Source organism: Vreelandella salicampi, from assembly GCF_013415105.1.
GTDB classification, from domain to species: Bacteria; Pseudomonadota; Gammaproteobacteria; order Pseudomonadales; family Halomonadaceae; genus Vreelandella; species Vreelandella salicampi.
Genome location: NZ_JACCDF010000007.1, coordinates 1 through 15,360, shown reverse-complemented (window position 1 = coordinate 15,360; position 15,360 = coordinate 1). Strand labels below are relative to the sequence as shown.

The 15,360-nt window shown below is 53.9% G+C and carries 14 protein-coding genes; 7 read left to right on the top strand and 7 right to left on the bottom strand.

What is annotated here, in order from left to right; translation table 11 throughout:
• Window positions 1-60 precede the first annotated feature (60 nt).
• The 5 genes from HZS81_RS09075 to HZS81_RS09055 form a co-directional block, all read right to left on the bottom strand.
• Window positions 61-297, bottom strand: a complete 237-nt coding sequence (locus tag HZS81_RS09075; RefSeq protein WP_179930246.1) for a thioredoxin family protein — start codon at window positions 295-297, stop codon at window positions 61-63.
• Window positions 298-318: 21 nt separating this feature from the next.
• On the bottom strand, window positions 319-1,329 hold the full coding sequence (locus HZS81_RS09070; protein ID WP_179930245.1) for a permease: 1,011 nt from the start codon (window positions 1,327-1,329) through the stop codon (window positions 319-321).
• Window positions 1,330-1,456: 127 nt separating this feature from the next.
• Window positions 1,457-1,960, bottom strand: coding sequence for an RNA polymerase sigma factor (locus tag HZS81_RS09065; RefSeq protein ID WP_179930244.1), 504 nt, complete (start codon window positions 1,958-1,960; stop codon window positions 1,457-1,459).
• A gap of 73 nt (window positions 1,961-2,033) precedes the next feature.
• Window positions 2,034-2,966, bottom strand: coding sequence for a TIGR01777 family oxidoreductase (locus HZS81_RS09060; RefSeq protein WP_179930243.1), 933 nt, complete (start codon window positions 2,964-2,966; stop codon window positions 2,034-2,036).
• Window positions 2,967-2,985: 19 nt separating this feature from the next.
• Window positions 2,986-3,918, bottom strand: a complete 933-nt coding sequence (locus HZS81_RS09055; RefSeq protein ID WP_338401844.1) for a bile acid:sodium symporter family protein — start codon at window positions 3,916-3,918, stop codon at window positions 2,986-2,988.
• 65 nt (window positions 3,919-3,983) lie between these two features.
• Here HZS81_RS09055 and menA point away from each other — a divergent pair, with 65 nt between their 5' ends.
• Window positions 3,984-4,883 carry a 1,4-dihydroxy-2-naphthoate octaprenyltransferase gene (gene menA / locus HZS81_RS09050; protein ID WP_206679547.1) on the top strand — a complete coding sequence of 300 codons (900 nt, stop codon included), beginning with the start codon at window positions 3,984-3,986 and terminating at the stop codon, window positions 4,881-4,883.
• A gap of 116 nt (window positions 4,884-4,999) precedes the next feature.
• Here the strand turns inward: menA and arsB are convergent, their stop codons facing one another.
• Window positions 5,000-6,073 carry an ACR3 family arsenite efflux transporter gene (gene arsB, locus HZS81_RS09045; RefSeq protein WP_241697440.1) on the bottom strand — a complete coding sequence of 358 codons (1,074 nt, stop codon included), beginning with the start codon at window positions 6,071-6,073 and terminating at the stop codon, window positions 5,000-5,002.
• Window positions 6,074-6,212: 139 nt separating this feature from the next.
• Between arsB and HZS81_RS09040 the strand changes: the two genes are divergently transcribed.
• Window positions 6,213-6,623, top strand: a complete 411-nt coding sequence (locus HZS81_RS09040; protein ID WP_179930241.1) for an arsenate reductase ArsC — start codon at window positions 6,213-6,215, stop codon at window positions 6,621-6,623.
• Between the two features lie 51 nt (window positions 6,624-6,674).
• Complete coding sequence (locus HZS81_RS09035; RefSeq protein WP_179930240.1) at window positions 6,675-8,402, top strand: methyl-accepting chemotaxis protein; 1,728 nt, start codon at window positions 6,675-6,677, stop codon at window positions 8,400-8,402.
• Between the two features lie 113 nt (window positions 8,403-8,515).
• Here HZS81_RS09035 and HZS81_RS09030 read toward each other — a convergent pair whose 3' ends face one another.
• Window positions 8,516-9,700 (bottom strand): acetyl-CoA C-acyltransferase, encoded by a 1,185-nt coding sequence (locus HZS81_RS09030; protein ID WP_179930239.1) that lies wholly within the window; start codon window positions 9,698-9,700, stop codon window positions 8,516-8,518.
• A gap of 123 nt (window positions 9,701-9,823) precedes the next feature.
• Between HZS81_RS09030 and HZS81_RS09025 the strand changes: the two genes are divergently transcribed.
• The 4 genes from HZS81_RS09025 (at window position 9,824) to HZS81_RS09010 (ending at window position 15,093) form a co-directional block, all read left to right on the top strand.
• Entirely contained in the window at window positions 9,824-10,393 is a 570-nt protein-coding gene (locus HZS81_RS09025; protein WP_179930238.1) for a TetR/AcrR family transcriptional regulator, read from the top strand.
• A gap of 222 nt (window positions 10,394-10,615) precedes the next feature.
• Window positions 10,616-12,280: an AMP-binding protein gene (locus HZS81_RS09020; RefSeq protein WP_179930237.1), complete on the top strand. Its 1,665-nt coding sequence runs from the start codon at window positions 10,616-10,618 to the stop codon at window positions 12,278-12,280.
• A gap of 22 nt (window positions 12,281-12,302) precedes the next feature.
• Complete coding sequence (locus tag HZS81_RS09015) at window positions 12,303-13,070, top strand: SDR family NAD(P)-dependent oxidoreductase (RefSeq protein ID WP_179930236.1); 768 nt, start codon at window positions 12,303-12,305, stop codon at window positions 13,068-13,070.
• 217 nt (window positions 13,071-13,287) lie between these two features.
• The gene (locus tag HZS81_RS09010; protein ID WP_179930235.1) at window positions 13,288-15,093 is read left to right on the top strand and encodes an acyl-CoA dehydrogenase C-terminal domain-containing protein; all 1,806 of its coding nucleotides are present in this window, start codon (window positions 13,288-13,290) and stop codon (window positions 15,091-15,093) included.
• Window positions 15,094-15,360 lie beyond the last annotated feature (267 nt).

The window sequence follows — 15,360 nt, the reverse complement described above, 5'->3', positions numbered from 1 at the left end:
TACGCCAAGCATGAAGATGTTCCCCCATGGTTAAGTAATGGTGGGGGAACAGCCGCGCCGTTAGTCTTGGAGCATGGTCTCGATTTTGCGGCGATCCGGTACGCTGCCGCTATGCGCGAGTTTACCGTCGATTGCCACGGCCGGCGTCGACATCACTTGGTAGCTCATGATGACGCCCGGGTCGGTGACTTTTTCAACCGAGGCTTCGATGCCGAGCTCTTTGGCGACGGCACCAATGTGCTCGGCAGTGGTGGTGCACTTTTTGCAGCCGGTGCCTAAAACTTCAATCTTTTTCATCGTGATTCTCCTTTCAGTGCGTTACAACATGCCGTTGAACAGCCAAGGGCTCAGCAGGTTAATCACCCAGCCGACAATCATGAAATTGACCAGCAAGATGACGAAGATAATTGCCAGCAGACGCCACTGCATGACCTGTTTGAGCATAATAAACTCGGGGACGCTCGCCGCGACGGTGCTCATGCAAAAGGCGAGTGTTGTACCCACAGGCAAGCCTTTAAGGATCAAGCTCTCCATCACCGGAATGACTCCGGTCGCATTGGAATAAAGCGGCAAACCGGCAAAGACGGCAACAGGTACGTTCCACCACTGGCCACTGCCGAGGTTTTCTGCAAACCAACCATCAGGAACAAAGCCGTGAAGGGCGGCGCCTAAGCCAACGCCGATAATCACCCATTGCCAGATGCGGCCAACGATCTCTTTTAACTCATCTCGGGCGAATTCGTGCCGGTCTTTAAGGGATAGCGAAGGTTTTTCCGGTACAGGTTGGTCGGTAGCAGGGCGTTCCGCTGCTTGCGAATAAGCTTTGGCTGCAAAATCTTTTAGCCAGCGCTCACCTCGCAAGGTATCCAAAATCATACCGCCGCCGATACCAACGATCATACCAATCGCGATATATACCAGCGTGAATTCCCAGCCGAGAAGGCTCCACAGCATGATGACCGCAACTTCATTAATGATGGGCGAGGTAAACAAAAACGCCATGGTGATACCGAGAGGAATCCCCGCACTGGTAAAACCGAGGAACAGCGGAATGCTAGAGCAGGAGCAAAACGGTGTGATGGCACCAAACCCGGCCCCTAAGCCGTAACCCGCAAAGCGATTTTTTTGCTGGATGTAGTGACGAACGCGTTCAAGGTTAAGAGAAGCGCGAAGAAGGGCGATGATATAAATCATCACGACGAGCAGGGCGAAGATTTTGGTCGTGTCTTCCACAAAAAAGTGTAGCGAACTGGCTAGCTTGCTATCGGGCTCAAGCCCGCCCAGTCCATAGACTAGCCAGTCGGCTAGCCAAGTAAAAACCTCCAACATGGTTTTCTCCCTTATTTGAGAATGCGTTACCAAGAAGACGCACTAAGGGAGAAAAGGATGCCGAGAAACGTAAAATTTTTATTTCGCCCCAGGGAGCGCGCGATGGCAGCAAACGCGCCCTTGTTCGTCAAAGGTAATGGCACTGCTCCACCAATCGTTCGCGTAGGCGCATTCGCGCGCGGCGTAGCCGGGCTTTGGTAGCGGCTAGCGTTAAGCCATTGTGCTGAGCATAGTCGGTTTGTTTGACGCCATTTAAGTCGCACTCAAAGAGAATGTCGGCATCTTCGCGAGGGCAGTGAGGTAAGGCCCTGGCAATGCAGTCAGCTAAGCTATCAATAGCGGACGGCGAAGGGGTTTCAGCGGGTAGCTCTAGATCATCGGCATTGACCCATGTTTTGGCGCGGCGCTTTTCGTCGATCCATTGGTGTTTGGTGACTTTGAAAAGCCACGCTTTGGGCGTAGCGAGTTGGCAGAAGTTTGCTCTGTCCGCCAGTGCTTTGGCATAAACACGCTGTAGCAGCTCGTCAGCTGCATCGCGGTCACCACAGTATTTGAGCAAAAAGCGACATAGCTCTTGATGGTGTGCCTGCCAGGCGTCTTCGATGCAGGGGGCTTTTGTGGTATGAGCCAAAATACTTTCTCACGCGTCTATTTCGGTCGCAGAAGAAGCCTAACACGTTACCCAATTTGGCGCCGGTCGCGGTTCAAGACAAAATGTCGTTGATGGTCGGGCCGATCTGCGGGAAGCGAAACTGAAATCCTTCGGCCTGCAGTCGGTCGGGATATACGCGCTGACCGTCAAGAATGACTGTCGCACCGTCGCCAAGTAACTGCTGAATCACTCTTCCGGGCACTGGCACGCGGATGAAACTGCGCGACACGCGAGCGAAGGCGTCGGTCACCTGAGACATGGGCACGGGAAAGGGGGAGGTGGCGTTGTAAGCTCCCTGCATTGCGGGGGTGTTTAGCGCGCGCAACAGGATATCGACCGCATCCTCGTGGTGGATCCAGCTAACCCATTGCCGCCCCGACCCGATGCGCCCACCCAGAAACGGGCGTATACGTTTGAGTACGGCGCGCCCGTTTTCGGTAACTGCTAACACAATGCCAAATCGCAGGATCACCACCCGCAGACCGAACGCGGCGGCGCGCTGCGCCTCGGCTTCCCACCGGTGCGTGGTATCGGTCAATAAATCACCGCCCGGGCCAGGGGGGCTGTCTTCGACAAAGCGCCTGCTGCTGCTAACGCCGTAATAGCGACACGCCGACGCTGAAATCAGCGTAGTCGGTCGGTGAGACATTCCAGCGATGGCAGTGACAAGGGCACGAGTACCGGCTTCACGACTCTGGCGGATGGCAGTGCGTACCTCGGGTGTCCAGCGGGCCGCGATAGGCTCGCCCGCCAGGTGCACCACGGCGAATGCGTCAGCCAGCGCCGATGAGATCGTCGCGGGGTCGAGGGGTGCGTAGCCTTTTACGGTGACCAGTGGGAAACGCGCTGGAGAGAACCGGGTTGCCGCCGCCTTAGGCCGGCGGCTCAGTACCGTCACGGGCGTACCCCGGGCCGCCAGCTTTTCCACTAGGCGGCTGCCAATTAACCCTGTTGCCCCAGTGATTGCCACTCTATTTTGGGTCATATGCCATCCATTTTAGCCTTTAAGAACGTTGTTGCGCGGCTGTCAACTGACGATCTCGCCATAGGCAGGTGAACATCCACAGGAATGCCGGTACGTTCATCAATAGACCATAAAGAAGTGGCACCAAGCCCATGCCCGGCTGTTGCAGAAGCGTGAAAGCGACCATCATCGCCACACCGGCGTTTTGCACGCCGACCTCAACGGTGATGGCGCGTACACTGGTATTGGGTAGGCGAAAACGGCGTGCCACTTGATACCCCAACGTCATGCTCAACATGCACATCAACAGCACCGCCAACGTTTCAATGCTGAACAGTGAAGGCAGACGCTGCGCATGGCTAACGAACAATGCCGTTACCACGCTAATCATCGCCACGCCCGTCAATACCTTTATCTTTGGCAATAGCCATTCGAGTATTGCCGGCGTAAGCATACGGCGCAGCAACATACCGGTGAGCACGGGGACTAAGGTGACAAGCAGTAGCTGACCGACGGTATGCCAGTAGGGCAAACGCAGGCCTGTGCTGCTCAATCCCAGCACGTCCAGATTCCAACTCATGACCAACGGTAAGGTGAAGGGTGCCAGCACCGCAGCGATGGCGGTCAAGCTGACGGATAACGCCAGATCCCCTTGTACTAGGTAGCTGAACATGTTCGAGGTCGCTCCCCCCGGCACCAGCGAGACCAGAAGCAACCCGGCGGCAGCGAGCGGCGAAAGCGGTAGTAACATCACAAGCCCCCAGGCCAGCAACGGCAATGCTAGAATCTGAAGGCTCGCGCCAAGCAATAGGCGATGTGGGTGGCGCCAGGGACGGGCGAAGTCGCTTTTCGTTAGGCTAAGACCCATGGCCATCATCACACTGGCCAACACCCAGGGAAGGAGAACCTGCGATAACCATTCGGGGGACATTCCGGCTCCTTGAAAGCTGTAGGCAGAACGGTAGACACAAATAGTAGGTAAAATAAGTTGCTAACGTAAGTAAGTAAAAAAACTAAGTAATATTAAGTAGAGAGTTGATGACGCGTATCAAGTATTTCCAAACGGACCTTGGCATGAACAAGGTGGCTATCTGGATGCAAGCTCTGCGTCCACGTACCTTACCGGCGGCGGTGGGGCCAATCGTGCTGGGACAGACATTGGTCGCGCCGGACCATTTCTCCTGGCTAACCGCTATTTTGTGTCTGATTTGTGCATTGGCGTTGCAACTGGCGGTGAACCTGGCCAATGATCTTTTTGATGGGTTAGCGGGGGTGGATGAGCATGATCGCCTGGGGCCAACGCGTGCGCTTCAAGCCGGGTTGTTGAGTGCCGGTGAATTGCGAGTGGGACTGATGCTGATGCTGGGAATCGCCGTCGCGACCGGGCTGTGGCTGGTTATCTTCGGGCATTGGCTGCTTTGGGTGTTGGGCGGATTGGCTTTGCTGGGGGTGCTCGGTTACAGCGGTGGGCGACGGCCCTATGCCAATCTAGGGCTAGGGGAAGTGGCAGTCTGGCTATTTTTTGGCCCGGTGGCGGTGTTGGGTAGCTTATTGGCCCAGCAGACTCCGGTTTATAGCGAGGCGATATTTGCTGCTTCGCTGGTGGGGTTACCGGTAGCCGCCATCTTGGTGGTCAACAACTTGCGTGACCGTCACACAGATGCTCGCGCGGGCAAGCTGACCCTGGCGGTGCGCCTGGGTCCGCGAGCGACTCGATGGCTGTTCAGCATTTTGACGTTGGGGCCGTGGCTGGTGTCACTGCCTATTGGTCTTGCGCCCTGGACCTGGTTGGCGTGGGGATGTATCGGCTTGGCGGCGTTGGGTTTGAACGTGAAATTGTGGCGACACGACGGTTCGGCGCTCAACCCGGTATTGGGGCAGACGGCGCTCTACTCTCTGGCCATGGCCCTTTGGCTGGGCCTGGGCGTTGGTAATTGAAACCGCCTACCTGAATACGTCTAGCCGCTATCTGGCGTGTTTCGCCGAAAGTATCCCGCTTCATCCTGCGCGTCTTGCGCCTTAGGTACATGTACCATTAACGCGTATTTTAGCCCTTACGATGCTGCCGGAAAGTGGTGCCGCGTTTTATTGGCGATGCGTACCAAGGCAAGCATTAAGGGCACTTCAACCAACACGCCCACCACGGTCGCGAGGGCGGCGCCCGACTGCATATCAAACAGGGCGATGGCCGCGGCAACGGCGAGTTCGAAGAAGTTGCTAGCGCCAATCATCGCGCCTGGTGCGGCAACGTTATGCGGCACTTTCCATGCTTTCGCCCAGCCGTAGGCGATAAAGAAGATCAGGAAGGTTTGCAAAATCAGCGGAATCGCAATCAACACAATGTGCAGCGGATTTTGCAGAATGACTTCGCCCTGAAAAGCAAACAGCAGAATCAGCGTGACGATTAGACCCATCGGGGTAATCGGCCCGACGCGTTTCATAAAAACATTGTCGTACCACTCACTGCCGTGTTTTTTGATCAGCGTTTGCCGGGTAATATAGCCGGCGGCCAGCGGTATCACGATATACAACACAACGGAGAGAGCGACGGTGTTCCAGGGCACCTGGATGTCGGAGACCCCGAGTAAGAAAACCACGATGGGAGCAAAGGCCACAAGCATAATAAGGTCGTTAAGCGACACCTGAACCAGGGTATAAGCGGCGTCGCCACGAGTGAGGTAACTCCACACAAACACCATCGCGGTGCAAGGTGCCGCGCCCAGCAAGATAGCGCCCGCCAAGTATTGATTCGCCAAATCTGGGGCAATAAAAGGTTGGAACAGCACGGTTAAGAAAAACCAGGCAATGGCGAACATGGTAAAGGGTTTGATCAGCCAGTTGACCGTTGTCGTGATAATCAGCCCCTTGGGCTGGCGGCGAACGCCCAGAATAGACGTGAAGTCGATTTGCGCCATCATCGGAAAAATCATGGCCCAGATGAGTATTGCGACGGGGATAGACACTTGCGCGTACTCAAAGCGCGAAAGCGTCTCTGGTATGGCGGGCGCAAACTGGCCTAATGCAATGCCTGCGATAATCGCTAACGCGACCCATAGAGAAAGAAAACGCTCGAAAAGCCCCATACCTTCAGCTGTGCTGGGCTCGTCGTTGGTGTGTTGCGATGTCATAAGATTCCCTTATCGGCATAGCTAAAAAATTTTCAGCCACTATATACGATATTTCGTATGTGAGTAAGGCGTTGCAACATTGCCGTCACGATTGCCGTGTATGTTAGCCATTACACATTAAAGAAAAGAGTTTTTAGCTATGTCAAAACGTCGAGTGCTGTTTTTGTGCAACGCCAATTCTGCTCGTTCGCTCATGGGGGAAGTGCTACTTCGCCACATGGCAGGTGACGAGTTCGAGACGTTTAGCGCGGGCTCCGAGCCGGATGAGCCGAATGCGTATACGCTTGAAGCCCTGCAAAAGCAGGGGCTATCGACTTCAGGACTAGAAAGTAAGTCCCTAGAACGTTTTAAGGGAGAGCATTTCGATTTTGTGATTGTGCTGTGTGATAAGGAGAAGCAGGCTTGTTATGAGTGGGAAGGTGAAGCGACGGAAACCTTCTATTGGGACATTCGTGACCCTCGCTTGATCGCTAAACCGGATGCGTACGAGCAAGCGTTGCAAGAAATACGCCGGCGTTTACAGTTATGGCTGCCGCTACACACGTCTTGATTCATGCCAATGGGACACGGTTTTTTTACTGTGCTAAGGAGCATCGTCGAGATGAAAATCATCGATAATTTAAGCATTAAGGCGAGCTGGACGTTGGTGCTGATCGCATTTAGCGGCTTGATTTTGTTAATTGGCGCGCTGGGGATTTTTGCCAATCATTTTGGCCGTGATGCGTTCAGTACCATTAATCAGCGGGATATGGCGCAAGTGCGCGAGCTAAACGATGCTTACAACCGGCTGATGCGTTCACGTATTCAGATGAACCGTGCGGCAGAGCTGATTCGCACGCCTTCATTTGACCGCTCTGAGCCGTTAATGGAAGAAGCCGAAACGCTGCTTCAAGAAGCGAAAGCGTCGTTTGAACACTTTCAAAACGATCCCATGACACAAAATCAACAAGCGTTGGCAGAGCAACTATCACGCGACTTTCAATCGTTGGTTAACAACAATTTGAACTTGCAGATGATGATGCTCGAAGAGCGTGACGTGCGCGGCTTTTTATCAGGTGAGTCCCGAGTGGATGATAGTAGCCGCCAATTTGTTGGAAGCGCTGACGCTTTTTTTGACAGTGTTCAGCGCAACGGCAGTGAGCTACAGGCACGTTTCGAGCAAGTGTCCGCATGGCTTTTTCAAGGCGTGCTGGCCGCTTTGCTTATTTCAGCTTTGATGGTGGCGATTGTGGTGTGGGGAGTGCGCAAAAATGTGATTAAGCCGCTTAAGCAAATGACGGAGCATTTTAAACGCATAGCCAGTGGTGATCTTTCCACGCCGGTGAGCGTTAAAGGGCGTAATGAAATTGGTGCGCTTTTCCATGAATTGGACAATATGCAAGGGTCGCTCGCCACCACGGTGGAGCGCTTAAGTCATAGTAGCGAACGTGTCTACAGCAGCAGTCACGATATGACCGCGCACAACAATACGCTCTCGTCACACACAGATGAGCAAATGAGTGCGCTACAGCAAATGGCGGCCAGTCTTGAGCAGTTAACCGCGACGGTGACGCAAAACGTGGAGAGTGCCGAACACGTTAATCGGTCAACAGCAGAAACCGCTGCAAAAGCCCAGGCAGGTGAGCGAGTGATCTCTCAGTTTGTCGATACGATGGCTTCTATTAATCAAGATTCTGAAGCGATTCAGAGCATTATTGACGTTATCGATAGCATCGCGTTTCAAACCAATATTCTGGCGTTGAACGCTTCTGTTGAAGCGGCGAGGGCAGGTGAGCACGGGCGTGGATTTGCGGTAGTCGCTAATGAAGTGAGGAATTTGGCTTCGCGTAGTGCCCGTGCGGCGAGCGATATTCGTCACCGCCTCCAGGCTTCCCGGGAAAGTGTGCTGCAGGGGAACCGGCTCTCAAAAGAAGCAGGCGAACATACGCACGCGATTATTACCGCGGCTGAGGAAGTCAATCAGTCAATGGGGCAGATGACACAAGCCTATGAAGAGCAGCGTCGCGGCATCGAAGAAGTCAATATCGCCGTCTCACAAATTGAGAGTACCACGCAGGAAACAATGCAGATTGTGCAACGCGCTTCTGACTGCGCGCACACGCTCGCCGGGGAAGCCGATGATATGCGTGAATATGCACACCAGTTCACGTTGCATGAGACGTCTGGGACGTCTATGAAACAGGAAGACGAGACTCAATTGGTAAACGTGTCTTCGCAAGGGAAGGAGACAGAAAGCGACGATGTCTCTTGGCCGCAGTGGCTATCGGTGGAACATACGCCGAAGAACGTTCATAAAAGACGTGCCGATGGGCAAGGGGTAGCTGCCTAGCGTGAGTGTCGTTTCTCCGGCACTACTAGCTGGTAGCTGGCGCCGGGCAGTCCAGGCTTTCAAGCAATGTTAGAAGCAGCACCTGGCACTCATGCCAGGTGCTAACTTAACGCTTAATCGATGAGCTCTACGGCGACCGCCGTGGCTTCACCACCGCCAATGCAAAGGCTGGCAATACCGCGCTTGCCGCCTTTAGTGCGTAGCGCGTGAATTAGTGTTGCGATGATACGCGAGCCGGTCGAGCCAATAGGGTGGCCTTGCGCGCAGGCGCCACCGTAAACGTTCACCTTATCGTGCGGCAGACCCAAGTCATCCATCGCCATTAGTGTAACGACCGCGAAGGCCTCGTTAATTTCAAACAAATCGACATCGCTAACATCCCAGTTCAGCTTTTTCAGGAGTTTTTCGATAGCGCCAACTGGGGCGATGGTAAATTCACTGGGGTGGCGTGAGTGGGTGCTATGCCCGAGCATGCGCGCTAACGGTTTGATCCCGTGTTTATCAGCGGCCGCTTGGCTGGAGAGAATCAACGCTGAGGCGCCGTCTGAGATAGAGCTTGAATTAGCGGCAGTTATCGTGCCGTCTCTGGCGAAAGCAGGACGTAGTTCGCGGATCTTATCCAATCTGGCTTGGAAGGGCTGCTCATCGTGCTCGACCAGGGTATCGCCTTTTCGGCTCGAAACCGTAACAGGGGCCATTTCCGCACTGAGGTGGCCCGCATTGGTGGCTTCCATGGCCCGCTCAAGCGAGGCGATAGCAAAATCATCCAAGCGCTCGCGGGTATAGCCGCGCTCAGACGCCACATCTTGCGCGAAAACTCCCATCAGTTTGCCGGTTTCTGCGTCTTCAAGGCCGTCTAGGAACATGTGGTCTTTGAGTTCACCGTGGCCAAGACGGTAGCCTCCGCGCGCTTTCGTGAGCAAGTGGGGCGCGTTGGACATGGATTCCATGCCACCGGCAAGCAAAATTTCCCCGCTACCCGCCTTGATAATGTCGTGGACAAGCATGGTCGCCTTCATTCCCGAGCCACATAGCTTATTGATCGTAGTGGCGCCGTTGGCATCGGGAATGCCCGCCTGACGCATGGCTTGTCGTGCTGGGCCTTGTTTAACGCCAGCGGGAAGAACGCAGCCCATAATGCCTTCTTCGATATCAGCAGGGTTAAGGCCTGAGCGCTCAGTAGCCGCCTTAATCGCTACAGCGGCTAACTCTGGCGCTGGTACGCTCGAAAGGCTACCCATCATGGCACCCATTGGGGTGCGTGCTGCCGATAGAAAAACGACGTCGTTGTTACTCATGATTTATCTCCAAATCTTGGTGTTGTTGTGGTTGTCAAAGGGCTCGTAGCGTTGACCCGTTGCGTACGCTGTGGTTTTCTCCTGAGTAACCAAGCAAGCGCTAGTGTAAGAGATATGAATGTAATGAATGCATCACCTCGCCGCAAGGAACTAACGCGTCTCGCCGCGCAGCTTTTTGTCCAAGAAGGCTTCGACAAGACGACGGTACGTATGCTCGCTCAGGAAATGGGGATTAAATCGGGCAGCCTATTTCATCATTTTAAAGATAAGCAAGAGATATTGGCGGCTGTGATTGAAGAGGGGACGCACAATGCCCTGAGAATTGCGCGCCGTGCGTTAGAGTCTAGCCCCGCTGATCCTGAGGCGCGCCTCAGAACCATGGCAAGAGCGCATTTGGAAACGCTCTTCACCGACCGTAATGCTCATGTCGTGGCATTATTTGAATGGCGCCGACTAGACGACGAAGCGAAAGCGCATTTAAGCCACCTTCGAGATGCCTATGAAGCCCTTTGGGTTGACGTAATCGACGCTGCGTTGGAGGCAGGGCTGATTCATGGAGATCGTTTTTTGGTCTCACGTTTTGTGCTCGGCGCCCTCAACTGGACGGTACGCTGGTACGACCCGGCTGGGCCGAGAACCCCTGATGATCTTGCCGATGAGCTGGTCGCGATGATCATTCCCATGAAGCGGTAGAGCGGTCTTTGACTATTGTCTAATTACCTTGCCTTGGGTAAGGCTTGCTCTCTGTTAGGAATGGTTTTAGCGTTGGTGTATAACAAAGTTTCCGTTAACGTAAACGGATGAATGTCTGCCAGCGCCAAGTCAGGCCTAATAATCACAATCACGTGTTTTTAGCGCATCGGCGATATGCCTGCATGGCGATACAGCTCACAACCACAACACAAGAGAGCGATCATGACTGCAACATCACTTCCCGATTATCGTGAGTATCTTGAAAACTTCTCAGTCGATAGCGTTATTGCGCGCTTGGATGACCACCAAGACGGCCATTTTAATGCGTATGAAGCCAGCTGTGGCCGCCATATTCGTGATGGACGCGGTGATGTGCTGGCCCTCGTTCAGGAGGACACGCAAGGCAATACGCATAAGTTGACGTATGCGGAACTTGATCAAGCCAGCGCTAAGCTTGCGGGATGGTTTCAATCTCAAGGCCTGGGAGTCGGGGATCGGATTGCCTGCATGCTTCCGCGCACGCCAGCATTATTAGTGGCGGTGGTGGCTACGTGGCGTATTGGCGCGGTTTATCAGCCGCTATTCACTGCCTTTGGTCCTGATTCGGTGGATTACCGCCTTGGCCGGGCTGATACCAAGTTGGTGATCACCGATCATGCTAACCGCTATAAGTTTGATGGTTTAACTCAGTGCCCTCCCGTACTGGCTGTTGGCGGAGCGACGAGTGAACATGCTGACGATTTGGATTGGCAAGCGGCTACGTCGCATGCGCCTTCCACCGAGAAGCCTCCACGACTAACGCCAGATCAACCGTTTTTGCAGATGTTTACCTCCGGCACGGTGGGCAAACCCAAAGGCGTTGCGGTGCCGCTTGCCGGCATGACTGCATTCGCTATTTATATGGAGTTAGCCATAGACCTGCGGGAAGATGATCGTTTCTGGAATATGGCGGACCCGGGTTGGGCATACGGCCTTTACTATGCCATTGCAGGGCCGTTGCTATTAGGCGTTACCACTCACTTTTGTGAGGTTGGGTTTAGTGCTGAAGGTGCCCTCGCTTTCATGAAGCGCCATCGTATTACCAACTTTGCGGCAGCCCCCACGGCTTACCGTTTGATGAAAGCTTCTGGGCTGTTTGACGATGCACATCAAACGTTGGAGCTTCGAGCGGCCAGTTCAGCGGGTGAACCGCTCAATACAGAGGTCGTCACCTGGGTGGAAAAAGCGCTTGGCTGCCCGGTGATGGACCACTATGGACAAACCGAAACCGGCATGACGTGTAATAACCATCACGCGCTGGATCATCCGAAACACGTCGGCGCTATGGGTGTGCCGATGCCGGGCTACCGCTTAGCGATTCTGGATGCGGAATATAATGAGTTACCCCCAGGTGAACCGGGTGTGCTTGCCGTCGATATCAAAAACTCGCCCGCCCACTTTTTCCAAGGGTATACCTGGCAAGAGAAGCATCCGTTTGCAGAGGGGTACTATTTGACTGGGGATGTGGTGTTTCGCAACGACGATGGTTCGTTCCAATTTGCCGGTCGAGATGACGATATCATTACGACCGCGGGCTATCGCGTTGGGCCGACCGATGTCGAAAATAGTGTGATGACGCACCCAGCGGTCGCTGAATCAGCGGCGGTAGGGCAGCCCGATGAGATTCGTGGCGAAGTGATCAAGTCTTACATCGTGCTGCGAGAAGGGTTTGAAGCCAACGATGACCTTGCCGATGAGATTCGTCAGCAGGTACGCGAGCGTCTCTCTACCCATGCGTTTCCCCGTGTGATTGAGTTTGTCGAGGAGCTGCCAAAAACGCCGAGCGGCAAAATTCAACGTTTTAAGCTGCGTGCCGAAGCGGCTGAGCAAGCCGATTCAAACGGATAAGCTGCATTAAAAGGAAGCGACGATGGATGTTCAGGGTAACACATTTTTGATTACTGGCGCCGCCTCCGGTTTAGGAGCGGCGACAGCTGAACGGTTAGTGGCAGGCGGGGGAAATGTCGTCCTCTGCGATATGCAAGAAGGTGTGAAGGCTCAAGCCGAATCGCTTGGTGCATCGGCGGTCGCGTGTGTGGGAGATATTACCTCCGACGCCGATATGCAGAAAGCCGTAGCGCTGGCGGTTGAGCAAAGCGACGGGCGAGGGCTGGCAGGCGTGATTCACTGCGCTGGGGTGGTCAGTGTCGGCAAGCTCGTTGACCGGGAAGGCAATCCCGCTAGCCTTGAAGCCTACAGTAAAACGGTCAATATCAATTTGATTGGAACGTTCAATATTATGCGGTTGGCGTCCGCAGCGATGACGAAAAATACCCCAAGCGATGATGGTGAGCGCGGCGTTCTCATTAACACGGCATCTATTGCAGCATTTGATGGCCAAGTTGGTCAGTGTGCTTACAGTGCTTCTAAAGCGGGTGTTGTGGGCATGAGTCTACCGGCTGCCCGCGAGTTGTCACGTCATGGTATTCGCGTTATGGCGATTGCCCCCGGCGTTTTTGAAACGCCGATGATGAGCGAAATCCCCGATGAGGCAGCGCAGGCACTCGCTGCCGCTGTCCCCTTCCCGAAACGCTTAGGAAAACCCGTTGAGTTTGCCAAAATGGCGGAGCAGATCATTACCAACGTCATGCTAAACGGCGATGTTGTTCGCTTGGATGGCGGTATCCGTATGCAGTAACGCTGGCATAGCCGATTCCTAACTACAGACTGTTGTACAGCTCCACGACCGGGGGTTGGCTTCCATGCCAGCCTCCGGTTTTTTTGACGAAAGTCGAGCTGAATGTAAGCGGTAAATGGCAAGCGCTTGCTTGACTCTCTTGCATGATACGGTTAGATTTCAAACATACGTTTGAAAGTTGCGCTGAGCACTTTCATCATTCGTCAGGAGAAGTGTTATGCCTACCTATCAAGCACCGCTACGCGATTTCCGTTTTGTCATGGATGAGATGTTGGATTTTCCTTCTCATTACGCACGTTTACCCTCAGGTGACGATGCATCCCCAGACGTGGTTAGCGCCATCCTTGAAGAGGGGGCGCGTTTCTCGCGTGATGTGCTGCTGCCGTTAAATCAGTCTGGAGATCGAGAGGGGTGTTTGCTTGAAGGGGGCGAAGTCAAAGCACCTAAGGGGTTTAAAGAGGCGTATCAGGAGTATGTAGAAGGTGGGTGGCCTAGCCTGGCCGCTGAGCCTGAGCATGGGGGGCAGGGGCTTCCGCACTCACTTTCCATGGTGCTGTCTGAGATGATCTGTGCGACCAACTTGGCTTGGGGCATGTACCCAGGGCTTTCCCATGGCGCGGCAGATGCATTGAGACACCACGGTACAGATGAACAAAAAGCGACATACTTGACCAAGCTTGTTGAGGGCGTTTGGACAGGCACCATGTGCTTAACCGAGGCGCACTGTGGCACCGATCTTGGGCTGATCAAAACGCGTGCCGTTCCGAGCGGTGGTGATGCCTATACCGTTACCGGCACTAAGATATTTATTTCCGCTGGCGAGCATAATCTGGCAGAAAATATTATCCATTTAGTGCTGGCGAAACTGCCCGATGCACCGGAAGGTTCTAAAGGGATTTCGCTTTTTGTGGTACCGAAATTTTTGCCGGATGCAGAAGGAAATCCCGGTGAGCGCAATGGTGTCACCTGTGGCTCCCTTGAGCACAAGATGGGGATTCACGGTAACGCCACCTGTGTGATGAATTTTGACGGCGCAACAGGTTATTTAGTGGGTCAGTCTAATAAAGGCTTGGCGTGCATGTTCACCATGATGAATGCCGCACGTTTGGGTGTTGGTATCCAAGGGCTTGGGTTAATTGAGGCAAGCTTTCAAAACTCGCTCAGCTATGCCCGTGATCGTTTGCAAATGCGGGGTTTGTCGGGCAAACAGGCACCAGAAAAGCCGGCTGACCCGATCATCGTTCACCCCGATGTGCGGCGTATGCTGCTAACGCAAAAAGCCTTCGCTGAAGGTGGGCGCATGTTGGTGTTGTATACCGCTCAAATGCTTGATGTTGTGGAGCATGGCCAATCCGGTGAAGAGCAGGAGCGTGCGGAAACTCTGCTTGGCCTTTTGACACCCATCGTCAAAGCCTTCCTGACGGAAGTCGGCTTTGAAAGCACTAATGAAGGGGTGCAAATCTACGGCGGCCATGGCTTTATCCAAGAATGGGGTATGGAGCAGCTAGTGCGCGATGCGCGCATTACACGCCTCTACGAAGGTACGACCGGCATTCAAGCCCTTGATCTGCTCGGCCGCAAAGTTTTGATGAGTCAGGGGGAGGCGCTTAAAGTCTTCACCAAAGAAATTCACCAGTTCTGTAAAGCTGAAGCCGACAATCCGGCTCTTAAAGAATTCGTTGAGCCCCTGGCGAAGCTTAACGCTGAGTGGGGTGAGCTCACGATGGGCGTAGGTATGAAAGCGATGCAAGACCGCGAAGAGGTAGGGGCGGCTAGTGTTGATTACCTTATGTACTCCGGTTATGTCACGCTGGCTTACTTGTTTGCACGCGCTGCTAAGCAGGCGTCTGCCTCTCTAGAAGGCGATGATAAGGCGTTTTATGCCGCTAAGCTCAATACCGCATGCTTTTACTACCAGCGGCTACTGCCACGCACAAAAGCGCACGCGCAAATGATTCAGTCAGGCGCAGAAACTCTAATGGCGACTTCAAGCGATGATTTGGGTCTTGGCTTTGAAATTTGATTAATGGCTGGCGCGGTGTTGGGCCGCTACTGAGCACTCTCTGGTCAGGTATTCTGATCGATGGTTTGCGACAGAAGGGCAACCTTCTGTCGTTTTTTTTGTACTCATTTCTTCTTTTACTTGCTATCTTGTTAGTGAGGCCTTAAAGTACGCATCCGCTGCCGGGGACGCCGAGCGTTACCAGCGGTGAATGAGGTGTAAAAACCTTGGTTTGTCAGAAGGTTAGGGGTTTGATCGCTGAGTCAGTTGGCATCGATCACCCGGGTA